Raw genomic sequence first — 22567 nt, 5'->3', positions numbered from 1 at the left:
AAAGCAATTGTTATAATAAAATAGATATAATGATTACTTCCCGATGCAATATTTAACTATCCTTATGTCTATTGACGTTAAGGCATTTGGGCAACAAATAGGGTGCAAAAAATACATAAAAAGAATAAATAAAGAGTAAACATCAATAAATTGAGCTACTAATATAGCACAAAAAAAACCGCTCGATTAGAGCGGTTTCCAAATAAAAACACCAAGCATTAATTAGCTGTACCAGAGCCTAAATAAATACTGTTTGATACTTGACTACCATCAGCAGTAATAAACGCCATAAATAACTCTACCGTATCTCCTGCATAAGTTGTTGGGATTGAAACAATTTGAGAACCTACTGTTCTGTCTGCTCCATCAAGTAAAGAAATAGATTCCTTTTTTGAGGGATTGTAAACCAACAACATCGCTTTATCAGTTGCATTTGCGTTACCTTCGGCAGAGTTATCATCCCACCCAAAAGTTACTTCTCCAGCAGTTGCTAAATCAGTCGTCGGGTTTAACGCACCAGATAAACCTCCGCGACTTACTAAAGCGTTTGGATAGTCAACAACAAAGTTAGGTTCTGTACCTGTAATCGCATTATTCAACACATACGACATTGCAGCATTAAATTCTGTTTTCTTAACTGCTAATCCTTTATACCCTAACTTAATAAAAGGCTTTACAGCCTGTAAAAATTCTAAAGTGGCAGTAAACTTTGTTCTTTGGTTTACTTGACCAACAGTTCTTGGATTGGCTACACTTGAGGGTTTAATTCTAATGTAATCAATTCCTTTCCAGCTTCCACCGATAACGTTTCCAACCTTACCTGAAAGCCCTCCTAAAATACCTTGGGAAATTTTACCCATAACATAAATAATTTAAATGAAACTTATTTTTCTTCGGACTTGGTACGGACTTAACACGAAGTTGTACCTTCCGACTGAATATATGGCAAGTTTTATGCTATTCGTTAGATATGGATTTTGTTGCTTTAGATTGCTTCTTTTTGCATTTTAGAAAATAAACTTTGAATGTATGATACTTTCAAATCTGCCATTTTTGAAATGACTTTTTGAAGTTCGGCTTCTTTTTTACTAATCGCTGACACTATATTAATATGCTTTTGCAATTGAAATTCATTATTTATTAATGATATAAAACTATTTTTTAGAGTATTTCTGCAATCATCTATTGAAATAAACGGAATAACACTTCCTTTTAAATGGTAAGCGTAAAAACCGCCTATTTGTAACATCATAGATAAGTTAAAAAGTGTGTGTTTTACCTCTTCTGTTGTAGTAGTGACAACGAAACAGTTAGCACAGGATTTTAAGAGTGGTTTTCCGCTGTTTAGCCCTTTGTTTAGTATAAAAAAATGAGGGTTTGAGTAAGCTTTTCCGACTTGGTGTGTTTTTAGTTCAAAAGTTGACATAGCTATCCAATTTAAAATTGCTTCGCTACGCTTCGCGCCATTATTTTTTTTTGAAAAGAAAAAAGATAGCCATAGTTGTTGTGGCGTGGGTAAGGCTGTCAAGGTTTTTGGATAAAAGTTTTTTTATTGAATGACTAAATCAAAAAAAAAGGTATTGAAAAAAGTTTTATTCAAAACCCGTAGGGCTTGACCTTTATAGCCTTGTGCGGTTGGCAGAGGTAGCCACATATATTTGCCATCTTTTTTTATTTTAATATTTCAAATTGGTTTAAACTTGATTGAAATTGCCTTTAACTTTTCTGGGGAATTAACACTTAAAAAAATAGGTTGCATTTTGTTATTAAGTGTTGGATGAAGCGTTTGTATGGGTAGCGTTTTAAATAGTTGTTTGATAAAACAGCATTTAAACAAGCTACTTATACAGGACTTTTAGACAATAGCTAATTGCTTTTTTTGAGGCACGAGAAAAAGCAATATGCTATGGGGTATTACTACACTTTATAAACCTATTTTTTTATAACCGCTGACTTGGGTGGTGGGGAAAAGTGGACTTTTATATTTGTTAACGAAATGAAACAAACAAAGACTTGAGGTAAGGAATACTTGGACTTAACGATGGTTTTGTGCAGCTTGAATGAGGTAACGAATATTATTATCAATTAACGGAAACCTTAAAATGTTCAAATGTTTAATGTTAGTTCAAAATGTGGTTTAATGTACGGAAGTGCGCGTTGGAATAGCGGATATTTTACATAATACCAGTTATAGCTACAAAATGCATTAATACTGCGATAGCAAACCTTTGAAAAGTGCCGTTTGCTACTATAACTTGTATTATGTAACATAGCTTGGGTGAGTTTAGGGTTTTATGATAAAATAATAACAGAATAGCTTTTTGCAGTTTGGTTTGATTTTATGAAAACCAAAGCTGTAATATGCTATTACCTTAAAGACGAAAAAAACGCTAAACTTGTTTGGTGAGCGGAACAACACAAAAGACAGAGGATTTTGAGCTTTCGACAGGCTCAAGCCAAGGCAAGCGAAAAAACTGGGTTTTGGGTTGTGGGGAATAAAAAAGAGCCTTCCGAAAAAGACTCTTTCATTATTGACCTAATGGTCGTGATTTGAATGGTCATCACTTTTTTCTTCACCAGATTGATTCATCATCATTTCGTGGTCGTATTTACAACAACCTGGTAAACCATCATATGCTTCTTCATCACCTGCTACTTTTTCGGTATCATATCCTGAAGCTGCGATTGCTTTATGGATTGCCATTGCATCGGTTTTTGTATCATCAAAAGACACATCAATCTTCTTTTTATCGACATCCCAATTAGCACTTGCAACACCTTCAACACCGTTAGCTGCTTTTTCGATAGTGTTTTTACACATTCCGCAATTTCCTCTTACACCAAAAGACAGGTCTGTCATTGCCATATCTTTTGACATTTCAGTAGTTGTGGTTTCTGTTTCTTTTTTGGTTTCGTTTTTACAACTTGTTAAACCTAATGCTGCAATTACAGCTACACTTAAAATTACTTTTTTACTCACGTCGATTACATTTTTGTTTTTGTGTTCGTGATTTTTCTTTGAAAAATTCATTGTTTAAAATTTAATTGTTATTACTTGATTTATTATTCTATTACTTGTTTTACTTCACCACAGGTTAGCATTGCTTCGCCAAAATATGGATTGATTACTTTTTCTTCTTTGCTTAACCAATAAGCACCATTATTGTTATCTGCCATTGGACAAAATTCTACATAGACCTTTTCATTGATACCAAATAGTTGTACAGCATTGATTAGATGTGATGATAAATGTTTAAAATGGTCTCTTTGTGATTTTATATCGGACGTTTCAGAAATTGAAGTTGCAGAAGATTTTATTTCGCCTTCTAATGACATCCAATGGTTATGCGCCTTATTATCTGACAACAATTTCATATCTACTTTGTTCAATTTATTTAATAAAGTTGTTGCGTTTGCTGAAGTACTTATTGAATCTTCTTTTACTAAAGCATCTTTTAAATTGATATACGCATTGTAAACACTATTTAACTGCTCTTGAAATTTCTCTGATACTTCCAAACGCTCATTCATATTAGTGTGGTCACTTTCTTTGTTAGATGCATTGTTATCCATACCTAAATGACCTTCGTGTCCAGTCATTACTTTACCACCATCTTTATTCATCATAGACTTTTTGCCTTGTAATTGTGCTGCTGCATCAACCGTAAATGTTCCGTTAGTCACTATTTCATTTCCAACAAATAAACCTTCTACAACTTCATATTCATTACCAATTTGATTGCCTAATTTAATTTCACGCATTTCAAAAATAGGTTGGTCTGGATTTGTTTTAAGGTACACCACAGAACGTTCACCTGTCCATAATACAGAAGATGCAGGAATTGATAATACTTCATCATTTTTAGCTGTACTGCCTTCAATATTTGCGGTTACAAACATTCCTGGTTTAAATACATCGTCCTTATTGCTTAAAACAACACGTAAGGTTACAGTTCTTGTTTTCGTGTTTAAAACTGGGTCAATGAAATCTACTTTACCTTTAAACTCTTTATTAGGATAAGCATTGGTTGTTATCATCACTTCCTGTCCTTTTTTAAAGCGGTCAATCTGATTTTCATACACATCAAAGTTTCCCCAAACTGTGTTGAGATTGGCAATTTTTAATAAGGGTTGTCCTTGTTTGATGTAATCGCCTTGCTCTACCAATTTTTCTGTAACAGTACCCGAAACGGTTGCATAAACAGGAAAGTTTTCTTTTACTTTTCCTGTTTCTTCAATCTGGTTGATTTGATTTTCAGAGAGTTTCCATAATTTCAATTTATTACGGACTGCTTTGTATAAAGCAGGTTGAGATTCTTTTAAAGAAGCTGCTGTGATTAATTCTTGTTGTGCTGCATAGAGTTCTGGCGAATAAATGGTTGCCAATAATTGACCTTTACGAACTTCTTCGCCTGTAAAACTCACATTCAAACGTTCAATTCTTCCAGCGAAATAACTTACCTGTACTGCATTGGCTTCTTCGTTTTCAGCAATTTTACCAGATAACTTTATGGTGTTGCCTTCAACATTTCCCTTGCCTACAACAGTTGTTTGAATATTGGCTAATGCCATCGCATTTTCTGTTAGTTTAAATTGGTCTGCCATTAAGCCATCACTTCCGCTTTCCGCAGGAATTAAATCCATACCACAAATAGGACAATCGCCTGGTTCTGGTTGCATAATTTGTGGATGCATAGAACACGTCCACATTTGATTGGTTGCTGCAACCGCATCGTGATTATGGTCTATTTCTTCATTTGATGAGCCACCAAAAAGCAACCAACCCAATAACACACCTACTACGAGTATGCCAATATATATGACTATTTTATTATTTTTCATTCTCTAATCGTTTTATCATTGCTTTCATTTCTTCTATTTCTTTACGTTGTGCTTTTATAATGTCTTCTGCTAATTTTTTAACTTCTGGGTCTTGAATATCTGCTCTCTCACTTGTTAAAATAGCGATAGAATGATGTGGTATCATTGCTTTCATCCAAAGGACATCACCAATAATGGGTGCTTGTGTTCTTACCAACCCTAATGCACCAACAAACAGAATGAAACTACTTGCGAGTATTGCGATATTCTTCTTTTTATCATTATACATTTTTCGCATAAAAAACCACATTATTACTGCCATTGTTGAAATCCCTAAACACGTCATATAGAATCGTGTTAGACTAAACCATACGTGGTCTATGGAATAGGTGTTTAAATACATCGTTATGTACATTGCTACAAATGAGCAAGCCAACATTATAAAGAAGGTTTTGTAATTTCCTTTGTTTGAGTGTTCTTTTGAATTTTCCATATTTTTTGATTTTATAGTTAAACTTTTTACTTACTTAATTTTAATATCCTGAATGCACCTTGTATCACCAATCCAAATACAATGATTCCTATAATTAAATCTGGAATACCAGAATGCAGCCAATTGACTAAAACGCCTGCTGTAATTACGCCAAGATTTATTATAATATCGTTAGAGGTAAAAATCATACTGGCACGCATATGTGCTTCTTGACTTTTAGATTTTTGTAAGAGGTACAAGCAAATGCCATTTGCAATCAAAGCAAATACTGAAACTATAATCATTGTTGAAAATACAGGTAAAGCTTCATAGCCTAAAAATCTACGTATTACCTCAACGATTCCGATAATTGCAAGTGTTATCTGAAAATAGCCTGCATATTTTGCAATCCGTTTCTTTTTTAAAACTGTACCACCAACCGCTATTAAACTCAATCCGTAAACAAATGAATCTGCCAACATATCTAAACTATCAGCAACTAATCCCATTGATTTTGAAATAAGTCCTGTACTCATTTCGATAATAAAAAATGCAAAATTGATGATTAGAACTGTCCACAACAGTTTGGATTGACTCCTTGTAGATTCAGTAATAATTGTGTCTGTATCTTCTGAACTGATTAAACTTTCATTTAATTTTAATTCATTTAAGGCATTACCAATTTCATTTACATTTGAATTATGATATAGTGTTAAGATTCTTTCTTCTAAATTAAAATCAAGTTGTTTGATACCATCTATATCAGATAGCTTCATCTTAATTAGATTTTCTTCAGAAGGACAATCCATTTTTGATATTTTGAAAACTGTTTTCTGCATATAATTAAATGTTTTTTGTTCTTAATCGTAATGCGTTACCTATTACCGAAACCGAGCTAAAACTCATTGCTAAAGCTGCTATCATTGGCGAGAGTAGTATTCCGAAGAATGGAAACAACACACCTGCTGCAATAGGTACACCTAAAGTGTTGTAGATAAGTGCAAAAAATAGGTTTTGCTTAATGTTCTTCATTACAGCATTACTCAAATTTTTTGCTTTTACAATACCGTGTAAATCGCCTTTTACTAAAGTTATCATAGCACTTTCTATCGCTACATCTGTTCCTGTTCCCATTGCAATACCTACATCACTTTTTGCCAATGCTGGTGCATCATTAATACCATCACCTGCCATAGCAACCACTTTCCCTTTTTCTTGCAGTTTCTCTACTTCTTTGAGTTTATCTTCTGGTAGCATACTGGCTTTAAAATCTGCGAGATTAAGTTCTGATGCTACTGCTTTTGCAGTATCGTGATTATCGCCTGTAAGCATTATAACATCAATGCCTTTATCTTGAAGTGCTTTAATCGCTTTGGCACTTGTTTCTTTTATTTTATCTCCTATAACTACATATCCTACAACGGTTTCATCTATTGACAAATAAGAAACTGTTTTACCCTGTTTTTGATAAGATTTTGCTTCGTCTTTCATTTTAGAAGTAATATCTGCTTTGGCATATTCCATCATTTTAGGATTTCCTAATGCTACTTTTTTATCTTTTATTATAGCTTCAACACCTTTTCCTGTGACAGCACTAAAGTTTTCAGATTTTATTATTTCAGCTTTATGTTCCTTTCCATATTTAACTGTCGCTTCTGCCAAAGGATGTTCACTATTGGTATTTAATGAAACGATGTATTGAAGTAGCTCATTTTTGTTTAAAGCATCATTAAAAGCTCCAACGGTTTCAACTGTTGGTTTTCCTTCGGTAATTGTTCCTGTCTTGTCAACGATAAGCGTATTTACCTTATCCATTTTTTCAAGAGCTTCAGCATTTTTAATCAATACACCATTTTGAGCACCTTTACCCACACCAACCATTACAGACATTGGTGTTGCTAAACCTAAAGCACAAGGACAAGCAATGATTAGTACTGCAATTGCATTGACCAACGCATAGACGTATGCAGGTTCTGGACCCCAAATTGACCATATAATAAAAGTGAGTACCGAAATGATAACTACAACTGGCACGAAATAACCCGAAACTTTATCAGCTAAATTTTGAATAGGTGCACGACTTCTACTGGCATCATTAACCATATGAATGATTTGCGATAATAGCGTATCACTTCCTACCTTTTCGGCTTTCATTAAAAAGGATTGATTCCCATTAATTGTTCCGCTACTTACTTTATCATTTTCAGCCTTGTTTACTGGAATAGGTTCTCCTGTAATCATTGATTCGTCAATACTTGTATTGCCTTCCGTAATGACACCATCTACAGGAATTTTATCACCCGGTTTTACTTTTAAAATATCATTAAGTTCTATCTCGTCAATACTGACCTCAACTTCTTCACCATCTACTATTTTAATGGCTTTATTAGGTGCTAATTTCAACAGTTCTTTTACTGCCGAATTGGTTTTACTATGTGCACGAGCTTCTAACAATTGACCTAAAAGCACTAACGTTAAAATCACAGTTGCTGCTTCAAAATAGACGTGAACTTCACCTGATTCTGTTTTAAATTGACTTGGAAATACGTCTGGAAAGAACATACCAAAAACACTAAACGACCACGCCACACCTGCACCAATCCCAATAAGTGTAAACATATTGAGATTCCAAGTCTTAATGCTTTTATAGGCACGTTCAAAGAACATCCAAGTGGCATAAAACACTACTGGAATTGATAATGCAAACTGAATCCAGTTCCAATATTTCTGTTCCATTATATCGTACAACGGATTGTTATTGAGCATTTCGCTCATAGCCATTAAGAAAATGGGCAAGGTAAATGCTGTGGCAATCCAAAATTTCTTTAATAGCTTTTTATACGTTTTTTCTTCTGCTGAACTATCTGCTTTCATTGGCACTAAATCCATCCCACAAATAGGACACGAACCTGCTTCTTCTTTTACAATTTCTGGATGCATCGGACACGTCCATTGTTCCTTTGAAGTTGCTGATAGATTTTGTTCTTCCACCAAATCCATTCCGCAAACAGGACAATCACCTGGTTTGTTATAGATTTTATCGCCTTCGCAATGCATAGGACAATAAAATATGCCTGTACCTTTAGGTTGCTTTTCCTTTTTAGCTTCTGAATGCTGATGGTGTTCACCTTGTTTATGAATGCTATATGTACCACCATCCTTTTTTAAGGCTTCTTGAAATGTTTCTATGGGAATATGTGATTCCATTTCTATGTTAGCTTCTGCCTTATCTAAATCGACTGTTGCTTTTGAAACACCTCCTACTTTAGAGAGCGTTTCCTCAACGTGACTGCGACAACCGTTGCAGGTCATTCCGTGTATGTAATATGTGTGTGTCATTGTTTTACTGAATTAAATAATTAATGATTGTACTTTGCACATAGTAGGTCTTCACAGATTCTATTTGGTTCATTTGAAACTTTAGCTGCAACTCTTGAATATCCAAAACATCATTAAAATCAATCGTTCCTGTTTCATAGCTTTTGATTAAAATGTCTTCTGCATCTTTGGCTTGCTGTAGGTTTTTGGTTTGGGTAGCATAACTTATTCTTGCAGAAATGCGTTCGTTATTCGCTTTGTCTAAAAGCGTTTCCAATGCATTTAAACGTTCCTGTTTTTGAGCAGTAATTTCCTGCTGTTGCAAATCATTTTGTTTGGTTTGGGATTTATATTTCTTATTGAAAATTGGGATAGATACCGAAACCATTGGCATTACAATATCCTTTCCGTTATCGCTGAAATCCATATTTGGTCTTTCAGCAACATTGATATAATCTAATCCAAAACCAATCATTGGACTGCTTTCTTTTTGATTCAATAATTCTGATTGCTCTATGGATTGATAGAGTTTATCAAATTTTAGTAATTCAGGATGTAATACTAATTTTTCAAAAGTAATATCAAAGTCTTCTGAAGGTATCATTAAACTATCTACCACATTCACGGTAACATCATTATCTCTATTCAATAGATTATTGAAGTTAGTTTGTTCTGCTAAAAACTGTTGTTGCAATACATCTTTTAATTGTTGCATTTCGTTCTGACGCATTTGCAATCGCAACACATCTACTGCGGATGCTTTACCAACCTCTACAGAAGTTAATGCCAACGTTTCATAAGTTTCTAATAGTTTGATGTTTTCAGTTAAAACCTCTTGCTTTGCTTTGTTAGCGTATAGATTATAATAGGATTGTGATACCGAAGCCATTAGTTTTCGCTTTGCGATGACAATGTCTTCGTATTTAGCATCTGCCAATGAACTCACGTAATTTTCTCTCGAAGTAATAGTCCCAAACCACGGTAACATTTGTTTAGCAGATACTTTAAAGCGTTGTGCACCTGTTCGTGTTTCTGGCTCACTCACAAAATAACCAACACCAAATTCGGTATTAGGAATGGTGTTGACCTCGTTTACCTTTTCGGAAGCTCTTTTGTATTGTAACTCAAACTTTTGAATTTCTGGATTGTTTGTTAAGGCTTCATCGATAAGTATTTCTAATTGTTGAGCATTCGCAAAAAGACTCAAGAAACAAGAGCCAAGAGCCAAGACGATTTTTATTTGTATTGATTTATATTTCATTTTGATGTTCTTTTAAGTTGAACTTCTGCTTTCCAGCTATACAATACTGGTACAACAAACAAAGTGATTAAGGCTATAAGCATTCCACCAAAACTTGGTATTGCCATAGGTATCATAATATCACTACCTCTTCCTGTAGATGTTAATACTGGTAATAATGCTAAAATGGTCGTAGCTGTAGTCATTAAACAAGGTCTGATACGTTTTTCTCCTGCTTCTACAACAGATGCTCTTACTTCCTTTTTATTATCCGGTGTATTTCTACCGAATGTTTGAGTTAAATAGGTTGCCATAACTACACCATCATCGGTTGCAATTCCGAATAGTGCAATAAACCCTACCCAGACTGCAACACTTAAATTAATTGGGTGTATTTGGAATAAATCACGTAGATTTTCGCCAAAGAAATTAAAGTTTAAAAACCATCCTTGACCATACAACCAAATCATAATAAAACCACCTGCAAATGCTACTGCAATACCTGTAAATACCATTAATGACGTACCTACAGAACGGAATTGGAAATACAGAATTAAGAAAATAATTGCTAATGCTAAAGGCACAACAACCGACAAGGTTTTTTCGGCTCGCAACTGATTTTCGTATGTTCCTGTAAATTGGTAGTTAATACCTTTTGGAACTACTAATTCGCCACTATCTATCTTTTGCTGAATTAGAGCTTGTGCGCTTTCAACTACATTGACTTCGGCAAAACCATCTAGTTTATCGAACAATACATAGCCAACTAAAAAGGTATCTTCACTTTTAATGACCTGTGGACCTTGTTCGTAACTTATAGTTGCCAATTCGCTTAAAGGCACAGGACTTCCTTTTTCAACTGGCACATAAATCTGTTGTAAGTCTGTTGGGTTTGCTCGTAATTCTCTTGGGTATCGTACTCGTACACCATATCGCTCTCGACCTTCTACCGTTTGGGTTAAGACCATACCACCAACTGCTACTTTTAATACATCTTGAACATCTTGTATCGAAATGCCATAACGTGCAATTTTCTCTCTATCAATATCAATTAACAAATAGGGTTTACCAACAATACGGTCTGCAAAAACAGCTTCTTTTTTAACACCTTCAGCTTCCTTGATGATGTTTTCTAATTGCACACCAAACGCTTCAATCTGCTTTAAGTCTTGACCTTTTACTTTAATTCCCATAGGTGCTCTCATTCCTGTTTGAAGCATTACCAATCGGGTTTCAATAGGTTGTAGCTTTGGTGCAGAGGTTACGCCTGGCAATTTGGTAACTTTTACAATTTCATTCCAAATATCGTCCGGTGACTGTATTTCTGGTCGCCAATTACGGTAGAACTCGCCATTATTGTCTGGAATGAGTTGTTCTTTTGCTTTAAGAGATTGCCACGCTTCACGCTGTTCCGCTCGCAATGACATTCCGTTTTTTAACACATATTCACCATCATCATTGACTTTATAGCGTTGGCGTACTCCGTTTTCATTCAGCATATATTCTGGTTTATACTGAATGATATTTTCATACATCGACAAAGGTGCTGGGTCTAAAGCTGATTCTGTTCTTCCTGCCTTACCTACTACGGTTTCAATCTCTGGAATACTGGCTACTGCCATATCCAATTGCTGTAAAACACGTTTGTTTTCTTCTACGCCAGAATGAGGCATCGAAGTTGGCATTAGTAAAAATGAGCCTTCATTTAATGAGGGCATAAACTCTTTACCTGTGTTTTTCATAATGAAAAAACCTGCAATCACAATTGCTGTTGGGACAGACAAAAAGAGTAACTTATTATCTAAACACCACCTTAAAATGCGTGTGTAATATTTGATGAATAATGAGAAAACACCTAATAAACCAAAGCAAATAACACTCACAAAAATGAGATTCCAAAAAATGCTTTTATCAACGCCTAATGGTCTCCAATATTCGGCTAACAAGAATACAATAGCTGATACCGAAATAATGATATTGATAAGATTAGCTTGCTTGTCTGTTATCTTACTTTGAAGATTGAGAAATGCTGTAATCCCAAACGCAATTAAAATTAATCCTAACCAATATCCATAGACTATGGCTACGATTCCCAATGCTATTAAAACACCATTTAAAACATATTTAAAAGTGTTTTTGATGTTTTTCTTTCTGAATAAAAATGCAGCAAACGGTGGAATTAAAAACAACGCTACTATTATAGAAGCTGTTAATGCAAAAGTCTTTGTGAAGGCTAATGGTCTGAATAGTTTTCCTTCCGCTCCAATCATTGTAAATACAGGAATGAAACTGATAATAGTTGTCATAACTGCGGTTACGATTGCACCAGACACTTCAGCTGTTGCGTTATAGACTACTGTGTTTATGGGTAACTTTTTATGAGATTCCTCGTCGCTCGTTCCTTGCTCTGTCGGAATGACATTTTCGTTTTCATCCAAATGCCTTATAATGTTTTCTGATAGTATGACACCTACGTCGACCATTGTACCAATAGCAATAGCAATACCAGATAATGCCACAATATTAGCATCAACACCAAAGAGTTTCATCGCAATAAACACCATTAAAACCGCTACTGGTAAAAGTCCAGAAATTAGTATGGAAGCTCGAAGATTAAATACCATAATGATAATTACCAGGATGGTAATTAAGATTTCTAAAGTCAATGCTTCATTGAGTGTACCTAAAGTTTCTTGTATCAGTTCTGTTCTGTCATAAAAAGGCACTATGGTAACTTGTGATGTTCTACCATCCGCCAAAACTTTTGAAGGTAATCCTGCACTTAATTCATTAATTTTTTCCTTTACGTTATTAATGACTTCCATTGGGTTTGCTCCATAACGAGCCACCACAACAGCACCAACAACTTCAGCACCTTCTTTATCCAATAAACCTCGTCTTGTTGCTGGACCTAATGAAACTTTTCCAATGTCTTTAATTTTTATTGAAGTGAAATTTTCAGAATCAACTACAGCATTTTCAATATCTGCAATGGATTTTACATACCCCAAACCACGAACTAAATATTCAGCTTGGTTAATTTCCAAGGTTTGTGCGCCAATATCCTTATTACTTTCTTTTACAGCTTTAACAATATGATGTAACCCAATGTTATATTGACGCATTAGTTCTGGGTTTACATCCACTTGGTACTCTTGAACATAACCACCAATTGATGCAACTTCAGAAACACCGCTTGCAGAGGACAAGGCATATTTAACATAGTAATCTTGAATACTACGTAATTCGTGTAAATCCCAACCACCTGTTACATTACCGTTCTCATCACGACCTTCAAGTGTGTACCAAAATATTTGTCCTAATCCTGTGGCATCTGGACCTAACGCTGGATTAACACCTTCGGGTAATAAACCACTTGGTAAGGAATTAAGTTTTTCGAGAATACGACTTCTGCTCCAGTAAAATTCTATATCCTCTTCAAAAATGATATAGATGCTTGAAAACCCAAACATAGAGGAACTACGAATGGTTTTCACTCCAGGAATACCCAATAATGATGTGGTTAATGGATAGGTTATTTGGTCTTCTATATCTTGTGGGGAACGACCATCCCACTTGGTAAATACGATTTGTTGATTTTCACCTATATCGGGAATAGCATCTACTGCTACAGGGTTACTTGGCAAAAATCCTGTATCCCAATTAAAAGGTGCATTAACAGTTCCCCATCCAATAAAAAGGACAAGTAGTAAAACTGCAACGAGTTTGTTTTCTATTAAAAATTTGATGCTTTTATTTAGCATATGATTGATTTTAAACAATTAGACAATAGTGTTGTAAAAACACCGAATACAGTAAATTATCCTTACGACATTGCAGTCATAGGATAAAAGAGTCTATTGTTTAAAAATCAAATTAAGTATGTCTCGTCAATCTTGTAGAGTTGCCTTATGACGAGTGGTGGTTTGTATTCTTCGTAGGTAGATACATTACTGTCTAAACCTTCAAAAAGGTTAATGTAAGTATAAACAAATGAAGCGATGAATACTTGTTGCTCAAACGTGATTTTGTCAACTTGCAATTGTAATTCGTCTTGACCTTCAATTGCTAATTGTTTATCATCACAACAATTTTTCTTGGTAATAGAACATTCTTCGGTTGAAGGCTTTTCCATTTCCATTCCGCAACCTTTGGCTTTTTGAAAGATAGCAGATTCTACTAAAGTATCTCCACAATAATGCATATTCACAGTAAATGACATTGTAGAGAATAACACTACAAAAGTCATTGCTAAAGACATTATTTTATGGAAAATCTGCTTCATATTGATTGCGAAGTTACGAAATTTTAACAACTATTGATTTTGTTTAACAGAAGTTTAATTGATTAATCTGCTTAATCCCATTTCATTTTCTGCAATCGAACTGCATTTAAAATTGCTAATAATGCTACTCCTACATCTGCAAAAACAGCTTCCCACATTGTGGCTAAACCACCTGCTCCTAATATCAAGACAATAACTTTAACTCCAAACGCTAAAATGATATTCTGCCAAACTACTTTGCGTGTAGAACGACTAATTTTAATGGCTCTCACTACTTTTGATGGTTGGTCTGTTTGAATAATGACATCTGCTGTTTCAATAGCTACATCACTACCTAAACCACCCATCGCAATACCAACGTTACTTAATGCTAAAACAGGTGCATCGTTAATACCATCACCTATAAAAGCTACTTTATTTTCAGGATTCTTCTTTAAAGATTCAACTTCGTTTAATTTATCTTCTGGTAGTAAACCACCTTTAGCATTTTCAATATTCAACTTTTTAGCGACTTGTTGAGTTATAGAATCTTTATCACCAGAAAGCATCATAATATTTTTAATGCCTACTTTATGTAAATCTGTAATTGTTTCTTTTGCATCCTCTTTTAATTCATCTGCTATTACTACATAACCTGCAAATTGATTATCGATTGCAACTAATACTATCGATTCTACAATAGATTCCGTTTCAGTTGGAACATCAATACTATTGGCAATCATTAAGGCTTGGTTACCTACTAAAACAGTTTTACCGTTTACTATACCTTTTAATCCTTTACCAGCAATTTCAGAAACTTCTTTTGCTTCATAGCTATTTTCAGTTCCTTTATATACCATTATGGCTTTAGCTATTGGATGCGTGGATTGTTCTTCCATAGCCATTAAATACTTCATAAAATCAGATTCATCCCAACCAATAGTTTTTATTTCTTTGATTTTAAATACACCTTTGGTAACGGTTCCTGTTTTGTCCATTACCAATGTATTTATCTTGGTCATAGCGTCTAAAAATGAAGCCCCTTTAAATAAAATACCATTCTTTGAAGCTACACCTAAACCACCGAAATAACCTAATGGTATTGAAATCACTAACGCACAAGGACAAGAAATCACCAAGAATATTAATGCTCTGTATAACCAATCTCTAAAAGCATAATCATCTACAAAAAAGTAAGGTATAAAAATAACACCAATAGCCAAGAATACTACAATTGGCGTGTAGATACGAGCAAACTGTCTAATGAATAATTCTGTTTTAGATTTACGTGCAGTAGCATTTTGAACCAATTCTAATATTCTGGCAATAGAACTATCTTCAAACTTATTAGTTACCTCAACTTCAATAACGCTTTCTAAATTGATACTACCTGCGTAAACCTTTGCTTCTTTCTGAATGGAATCTGGTTTGCTCTCGCCTGTTAACGCTGCGGTGTTTAGAGATGCTTTTTCGGATAATAAAATCCCATCTAACGGTATTTTCTCACCTACTCGAATTTGTATTTTTTCACCAATATTTACAGCTTCTGGCGACACACTAACATAATCACCATCACGAAATACATTGGCTTCTTTTGGTCGAACATCTAATAAGGCTTTAATATTTCCTTTTGCTCTATTAACTGCTGCGTTTTGAAATAATTCTCCTACTGCATAAAATAGCATTACTGCCACACCTTCAGGATATTCACCAATGATAAACGCACCAATGGTGGCAATAGACATTAAAAAGAACTCGGTAAAAACATCGCCTTTTATAAGACTTTTCCAACCTTCTTTAATTACAGGAAATCCAACTGGAATATATGCTAAAGTGTACCAAACTACTCGAATCCATCCTTGAAATTGAGGAATCGCATCAAAATAATCTACAGCGATACCTACCATTAACATAACAAAACTTATGATAGCAGGAATGTATGTTTTGAATGCACTTCCATTACCGTGATTATGACCATCATCGTGAGAATGTTGTGCTTCTGAATTTGGTTTTAAATCTTTTAAATTGATTTTCTTTTTTTTCATCAAGTTAGTTTTAACAACAACTTTTGTTTTGTTGAATTGGTGGACAAGGAACTGTACCATAAGAACAATACACACAACAATCTCCTTTGTTTGGTTTTAAAACTGTTTTACATTTCTCACATTCATAAAAGAATTGACAGGCATTTGTTGGCATATCTTCTTCCTTTTTATGACCACAGGTTGGGCAAGTGATTTCAGATTTTAATATAGTTTGCATCAATTTTAATTTTTATCAGTTACTTTATAACCTGTAGAATTAATTGCTTTCTCAATTTCTAATTCATTAGTTTTAGTTTGGTCATACTCAATGATTGCGTTACCATTCTTGTATGATGTTTTTGAGTTCACAATTCCGTTAAGTTTATTTACTTCGTGGTTTACGTGAGCTTCACAACTGGGACAAGTCATTCCACTTATTTTATACTCTGTTGTTTTGATATTTGATTTATCAACGACAACAATTTGTTTCTCTGAATTTGGATAAAACATACTTGAGTAGTATGGAAATGCCAACATCACTATTGCGAATACTGTTACAACTCCTAAAAAGGTTTTTGACTGAATAAATTTTGGTTTTTTATCCGTTTCACATTCACAGTCGATTTCTTTTTCTGGTTTTAATTTTTGATACCAAGCAAAGAGAAGAACTAATATAGTTAGCCCTATTAAGTAAGGTCTAAATGGTTCTATCCAAGAAAAAGTTGAAGCTACACCACTTGTTCCTGCAATTAATGCCAAAACTGGTGTGATGCAACACAATGAAGCTGTGATTGCTGTTAGGATACTTGTAACCGCTAATTTATTTTTCATTCTATATCTAATACTTTTTCAATGTCATTTGGAATAGGCATACGTTTTAATGGTGGTACGTTTGCGCCACCTGTATTACCAAGAGGAACGTGATTTATAAATGATTTCCAACCACCAACAAGCAATCTAATAATTTGACCGAATACTTCTTTAGTATCTTTTTGTCTAAATCCAAACTTTAGCATTAGCCAATGTGAATAGGTATGTTCTATAGGATAAGACTGTCCTATTATATGACTGCGTTCTAAATGAAACCAAGCATTACCAAACCGCTTATTTTCTAAACAGAAACTGTATTGTTTTAATTCTTCGATATAAGCCTGTTTGATATGTTTAGGTATTTTAGTATTAAACTTCATATCCACTAATTTTGGATAAAAGTAATTTAATAGTAAGTGCAATGGAAGTGCATTTGTTATCCACTACACTTATCACATATACCTTTTACAACCAAGTTTACATTTTCCGAAACAAAGCCATCAGGTACTTTAATTTGTGGTATTTTATGTTCTGTTAGGCAAATGGTTTCATTGCAATTATTACAATGGAAATGTAAATGCAAATCGTTTTTTATATCACAATTACATCCCTCTTCGCATAACGCATATTTCGTAATTCCTGTACCATCGTCTATTTGATGAACAATGACTTTCTCTTCAAAGGTTTTAATAGTCCTGTAAAGTGTTGTTCTATCTGCTTTTTCAAATGCGTTTTCAATATCACTCAATGTTACTGCAACCTCCTTCTCAACTAGGAACTTATAAATTAACATACGCATTGCAGTAACTCGTATGTTTTTTGATTCTAATACTTGTTCTATTGTTTCCATAATTAATCGTCGTCTTCGTTACCAAATGGTTTAATAATAAGTCCTACACTAAATATAAAACCATCTGTAGGCGCATATATTTCTGGGAAAACAGGATTTTCGTGCGGTGGTAAAACCAAAGGTGAAAACCTGCTTTGTCTTCTATCTGTAAAGTTTTCGAAATTTACAAATACACTTCCCAATTTAAAGTTACGCATCACCATTAAACCCATAGTTACAAAGTCTGTAGTTTCTGTACCATTAGACAAGAACTGTTTCCCTGTATAATAAGTTTCATAACCTATGCGCCATTTTTTAGATTCGTACATTATAACACTACCTGCATTATGTTTTGCTGTTAAGGGTTTTTGAGGATTGCCTTCTAAATAATTTAGCCTTGTATCAATAAATGCATAATTTAAAAACCATCTAAAATCCTTATATGTAAATTTGATGTTCGTTTCTGAACCTTTGCTGAATATTTTATCTGAAGCATTTTCAAATTGAAAAAATCCGTTATCTGTTGAATTTAAAAGCAGTCCATCATTAATAGCAGTCACATAGAATAATTGGTTTATGGAAAAACCAATCTCATCCGATAATCGTGTTTGATAATTCACATCGAAATTAACACCATAAGAACGTTCTGCATCTACTGTAGATTTATCTATTGCAAGCACATTTTCAAAGTTAATATACTCTGCTTCTTCTGTAAAAATATCAGGAATCTTATATCCTAAACCTCCACCAATTCTACTTGAAAATCCACTATTGTTTTTATAAAGTAATGAAATTCTTGGAAGTGGAAAGAAACCGAAATCCGTATTATAATCTGCTCTTAATCCAGTTTCCAATATCCAATTATCTGATATGTCAAAGATATTATTTGCAAATGCACCAAAGGTTACATCTTTTTGGTCTCGCTGTAATGGTGCATTATCGTTTTCATCAAAATTTGAGGTATAAAGATTAGCTCCAACTATCCAATCCGTTTTATCTGAAGCTGTGTTATAAGATATTTCAGTAAACGTGTTTGTTTGCTTACCATCAAAATTGAAATCCGGAACGGTTAAATTCCTATCGAAAAAAGAGACACTATTTTTAAATTCTAATGAACTAACGGAATCTAATTGTGTTTGATATACCAATTGACTGCTTAATCGTTTTGAATTGTTTTCTTCAGTATATTGATGTATGCCATTTTCTCCACTTTCAATTTTTGTCATATCTCCACCAATTCTATCATCATACGTACCGTTTAATCCAAACCAAAGTGTTGTTTTCTCTGATGGGTAATAAAACAATTTAGGATTAAATGAAATTGATGTTGTATTTGGTAGGTTGCTAAAACCATCATCTTCTGGGTCGTATGCTTTTTGATAATGACCAGAACCGTAAAGTGAAACACCGAATTTTTCATTTCGTTTGCTATAAAACACATTGGCTGTACTTCCTAACGCTTGTGTTTGTGTAAGCATTATGTCTAATGCAGGTTCATAGTCTGGTGTTTTAGATACCATATTTACTAATCCTGCAATAGCACCTCCACCATAAAGTGTTGATGAACTTCCTTTTATAATTTCAAATTGTTGTAAGTCTAAAGGTGGTATTTGTAAAATACTTAACCCACTTGAGAAACCACCATATAATGGAAACCCATCTCTTAAAAGTTGTGTGTACCTACCATCTAATCCTTGAATACGAATATTGGTACTCCCACTACTTAATGATGTTTGTTGCATTTGTATTCCTGTACTTTCTCGAAGCACCATAGAAATATTAGTAGGATTCATTATAGCTTTTTCTCCTAATTCCTCTGCACCTATAAACTCTATACGTGTCGGTATTTTTCTTACGGTTCTTGTACTTCTTGAAGATTGCAATACTACAGCATCTAATTGATTACCGCCCTCTTTTAGTTTAAACATTAATTCTGTATTACTTGGAATTTGAATTGTTGTCTCAAATGTTTCAAAGCCTAAAAAAGAAATAATTATTTGATGCTGACCATCTGGAATTTCTGTAAAAGTTGCAATACCATCAAAATCGGTTACTGCTCCTTTTTCTAATGCTTCAAAGTAAACCGTAGCACCCAATAAAGGCTCGTTTTCAGCTTCTGTTAGGACTTTTATTTGTATGTCTGATGTTTGTGCCTGTAACGATAGGCAAAGTATTAATATGAGCTTTATACTCAATAGGTATTTATTCATTGAATTATAATTGTAATTAACTAAATAATTGATTTAAAATCGAAACGTTTTAGCTTATTACTTGTGGCGGTTGCCAAATATTGGAAAGGAAGTTAAACCTATAAATAGGTTGATATGTAGAAATTAACTCCGATGAGATTTCAATATTGAGTTTTAAATCAAATGTCTTGATTGGTTCGTAAGTAATGGACAAACCACAACAATTGCAGATACACGTAATAGGACAAGAATCGTCACTATCTTCTTGATGGTTGTGATTAACACTTATGTCGTCTTGATGCTGGTCTTCTATGTTTTGACCATCAGAACAAGGCTTTGCTGAAAGCAATAGTATTATTAAGGATAATATGATTGTTACAAATTTCACAATTACAAAGATAAAAATTTAATGATGCAATGGTTGTGCAAATTAATTACAAAAACCATAAGGCATCTTTGGCATCGTCTGGAACACCATTATTAAATCGTGGTGCTATTTGTGCTACCATTTCTGGATATTTTATAGTGATTGGAACATTTTGTTGTCGAAGTGATTTCCAATACAATCTGCTAAACTGATACACTTGTGTTAATAATTCTAACACTACATCTGCATCTTCAAAAGCATCTTCATCTGGACTGCTTATTTTTATCTTTATTGGGAATGGATAACCATCTGTATCTGAATAAAAACGGTCACTTGGATAACGTGCATTATTAAACAATAGGAATTGATTTTCGCTAATTCGTATGTATGTCCCACTAACTGGCATTAGCTTTTTATTCCAATTAAGGTCGTAAGCAATAATATCTTCTGCTTCTGTTTTATTGATATTTAGAATGTAGAGTGGAATTTTTAAGCCTAATGTATGCATCCCTCTAATAATTGGTTTTAGTTCCTCGTAACTCATTTCCTTATAAAAGTGAATCACTACTTTATCTGCTTCTGCAACCGATGTAAAATCTCTTATGGCTTTACATATACTACCTGCTAATAGGTCTGTTTCGCTTTGGTCGAAATACTCGAACTTTCTAAACAAGCCATTGTTTTGAAAACTAAAAGCACTTGCAATATACCGTCTGTTTTCGCCTTGATTGGTAAATGCACCAACACCAATTACTAATTCCTTTTTATCAGTTACTGCGAGTTTCCAAGGTGCACCACCTAATTTGGCGTGAATTGCCAACGCCATATTTTGCAATGAAAATTGGAAGTTGTATTGATTCTCGATATTGACCACCATTTTTTCATAATCTACAACTTGTGTAACAATGCCTTCGTTTAAAAAGAGTTCTTTGATTTGAATATAGATTTCTCGGTCTTCGGGATTTGGTGTATACTTATCGAAAGGACTTAAATAGAAAGCTGCATAACGCACATTATCGTGGTCAAACGAAAGGTTTTCTAATTGCTCTGTTATTTCTGGTATTGGGTTGTTTTCGTTGGTAAACTCAATAAAATGTTCTTTAGAAGTTGAAGCCTTAATATTTACATAAGCCTCAATCCCTTTAAAATATTTTTTATCCGCAGTAACACCAGTTTTGAGGTTATTGTAAAAGGTTTTAATTGCTTCTTTATGTGACGTATGGTACACAAAGAAAAACTTAATGTTTTGGTTGTTGGGTCTTTTGTAAGGGTTGAGGTTATTCATTGCCAATTTAGGCACTAAATGGGTTTTCTTGTTACCGTATTGGTCTTTACCAAATTCTAATAATCCTACTTGTGGGTCAATGTGATTGATACGATTGAGTGGCACATCAATAAACGCATCATTCTTAAACGGAAATATGGCTTTAAAGTCTTCTGTAAATAGATAGTTGGTTGCAAAATTATTAATAAGTGCTACATACTTTTGGTATTTGTTGGCTGGTCTTACTGGTTCTTCAATAGGTATATCTAATGCTCGTGCTAATGGTAAACTAAAAATTGGGAATGCTTGGTCAAACTGAATAGCATTGTAAAATTCTTGTTTTTCCTCTGTGTCGAGGTCCATTTGGTAATTGAACGTTTTTTGACCATATACACAACGCCTTATTAACTCTGAATCCTCTATATCCTTAACCGACGTTGTAAGGACTTTTGAAGTACCATCGTATGATACAATTAACTCTGGTAAGTCTGTGAGTTTTGCAAACTGTATTTTAAATGAAAATTTATAGTAGAGGTTATAGTCTGCTGTATTCCCTTTTTTTGAAGGCATCCACACTTGTACATCACCAACGAAGTTTTTTACTACTATATAGTCTTTAGATTTAAAATAGCTTCTTAATTGATGTTTAAGGAATTGCTTGTAAATTCTTAATTCTCTACCATCTACTAAATTTAGCTTAATGCTTGGTGCATCTGGTATTTCTGTTGTAAATGTTGTAAATATTTGGTCTGTGTTAGATAAGTCTGTATCTGGAAACACCTCTTTAATCTGCCTTGAAAATTTAGATTTATGGATAGGATGACTACCTTCTATATCCTCTAAAGTTAAATAAATGGTAGGCGCACTATTAGGCCATTTAAAGTTGAGTATGTTCGTTTTGAGGTGTTCTTGCATTGGTATTGGGATTTTCAGTATTACATATTTATTTTTTTAGTTTCAATTTAAAAG

18 protein-coding genes are annotated in these 22567 nt (G+C 33.9%); all 18 read right to left on the bottom strand.

Translation table 11 applies throughout. From position 1 onward, the window contains the following. Positions 1-218: 218 nt before the first annotated feature. A complete protein-coding gene (locus tag C7447_RS08405) occupies positions 219-860 on the bottom strand; it encodes a DUF6266 family protein (protein WP_054851354.1) in 642 nt (213 codons plus the stop codon). Positions 861-985: 125 nt separating this feature from the next. Beyond that, positions 986-1426 (bottom strand): DUF6943 family protein, encoded by a 441-nt coding sequence (locus tag C7447_RS08400; RefSeq protein WP_036123372.1) that lies wholly within the window; start codon positions 1424-1426, stop codon positions 986-988. A gap of 1110 nt (positions 1427-2536) precedes the next feature. After that, positions 2537-3031 carry a heavy-metal-associated domain-containing protein gene (locus C7447_RS08395; protein WP_115839041.1) on the bottom strand — a complete coding sequence of 165 codons (495 nt, stop codon included), beginning with the start codon at positions 3029-3031 and terminating at the stop codon, positions 2537-2539. Positions 3032-3063: 32 nt separating this feature from the next. After that, entirely contained in the window at positions 3064-4842 is a 1779-nt protein-coding gene (locus C7447_RS08390) for an efflux RND transporter periplasmic adaptor subunit (protein WP_148870048.1), read from the bottom strand. Then, on the bottom strand, positions 4832-5314 hold the full coding sequence (locus C7447_RS08385; RefSeq protein ID WP_036122983.1) for a DUF305 domain-containing protein: 483 nt from the start codon (positions 5312-5314) through the stop codon (positions 4832-4834). Before C7447_RS08385 ends, C7447_RS08390 begins: the two co-directional genes overlap by 11 nt. A 26-nt stretch (positions 5315-5340) precedes the next feature. Continuing rightward, positions 5341-6132: a cation transporter gene (locus tag C7447_RS08380; protein WP_027879802.1), complete on the bottom strand. Its 792-nt coding sequence runs from the start codon at positions 6130-6132 to the stop codon at positions 5341-5343. Between the two features lie 4 nt (positions 6133-6136). Then, on the bottom strand, positions 6137-8632 hold the full coding sequence (locus tag C7447_RS08375; protein WP_148870047.1) for a heavy metal translocating P-type ATPase: 2496 nt from the start codon (positions 8630-8632) through the stop codon (positions 6137-6139). Between the two features lie 4 nt (positions 8633-8636). After that, positions 8637-9872 carry a TolC family protein gene (locus C7447_RS08370; RefSeq protein WP_115839038.1) on the bottom strand — a complete coding sequence of 412 codons (1236 nt, stop codon included), beginning with the start codon at positions 9870-9872 and terminating at the stop codon, positions 8637-8639. Then, positions 9869-13615, bottom strand: a complete 3747-nt coding sequence (locus C7447_RS08365) for an efflux RND transporter permease subunit (protein ID WP_148870046.1) — start codon at positions 13613-13615, stop codon at positions 9869-9871. Before C7447_RS08365 ends, C7447_RS08370 begins: the two co-directional genes overlap by 4 nt. Positions 13616-13722: 107 nt before the next feature. Continuing rightward, entirely contained in the window at positions 13723-14136 is a 414-nt protein-coding gene (locus C7447_RS08360) for an HYC_CC_PP family protein (protein WP_036122971.1), read from the bottom strand. A 71-nt stretch (positions 14137-14207) separates the two neighbouring features. After that, the gene (locus C7447_RS08355) at positions 14208-16160 is read right to left on the bottom strand and encodes a heavy metal translocating P-type ATPase (RefSeq protein ID WP_120201169.1); all 1953 of its coding nucleotides are present in this window, start codon (positions 16158-16160) and stop codon (positions 14208-14210) included. Positions 16161-16170: 10 nt separating this feature from the next. Next, complete coding sequence (locus tag C7447_RS08350) at positions 16171-16377, bottom strand: GDCCVxC domain-containing (seleno)protein (RefSeq protein ID WP_120201171.1); 207 nt, start codon at positions 16375-16377, stop codon at positions 16171-16173. Positions 16378-16382: 5 nt separating this feature from the next. Beyond that, positions 16383-16970, bottom strand: coding sequence for a mercuric transport protein MerTP (gene merTP / locus C7447_RS08345; protein WP_133355506.1), 588 nt, complete (start codon positions 16968-16970; stop codon positions 16383-16385). Beyond that, positions 16967-17329: a DUF3703 domain-containing protein gene (locus C7447_RS08340; protein ID WP_120201175.1), complete on the bottom strand. Its 363-nt coding sequence runs from the start codon at positions 17327-17329 to the stop codon at positions 16967-16969. The genes merTP and C7447_RS08340 overlap by 4 nt, the downstream gene beginning before the upstream one ends. Before the next feature lie 56 nt (positions 17330-17385). Next, entirely contained in the window at positions 17386-17799 is a 414-nt protein-coding gene (locus C7447_RS08335) for a Fur family transcriptional regulator (RefSeq protein WP_133355505.1), read from the bottom strand. 2 nt (positions 17800-17801) lie between these two features. Then, on the bottom strand, positions 17802-19988 hold the full coding sequence (locus C7447_RS08330; RefSeq protein WP_148870045.1) for a TonB-dependent receptor: 2187 nt from the start codon (positions 19986-19988) through the stop codon (positions 17802-17804). A 49-nt stretch (positions 19989-20037) separates the two neighbouring features. Next, a complete protein-coding gene (locus C7447_RS08325; RefSeq protein ID WP_148870044.1) occupies positions 20038-20355 on the bottom strand; it encodes a DUF6660 family protein in 318 nt (105 codons plus the stop codon). 46 nt (positions 20356-20401) lie between these two features. Beyond that, complete coding sequence (locus C7447_RS08320; RefSeq protein WP_148870043.1) at positions 20402-22513, bottom strand: Piwi domain-containing protein; 2112 nt, start codon at positions 22511-22513, stop codon at positions 20402-20404. Between the last annotated feature and the right edge of the window lie 54 nt (positions 22514-22567).

Source organism: Tenacibaculum adriaticum, from assembly GCF_008124875.1.
GTDB lineage: Bacteria > Bacteroidota > Bacteroidia > Flavobacteriales > Flavobacteriaceae > Polaribacter > Polaribacter adriaticus.
This window is presented reverse-complemented; position numbering and strand designations above follow the sequence as displayed.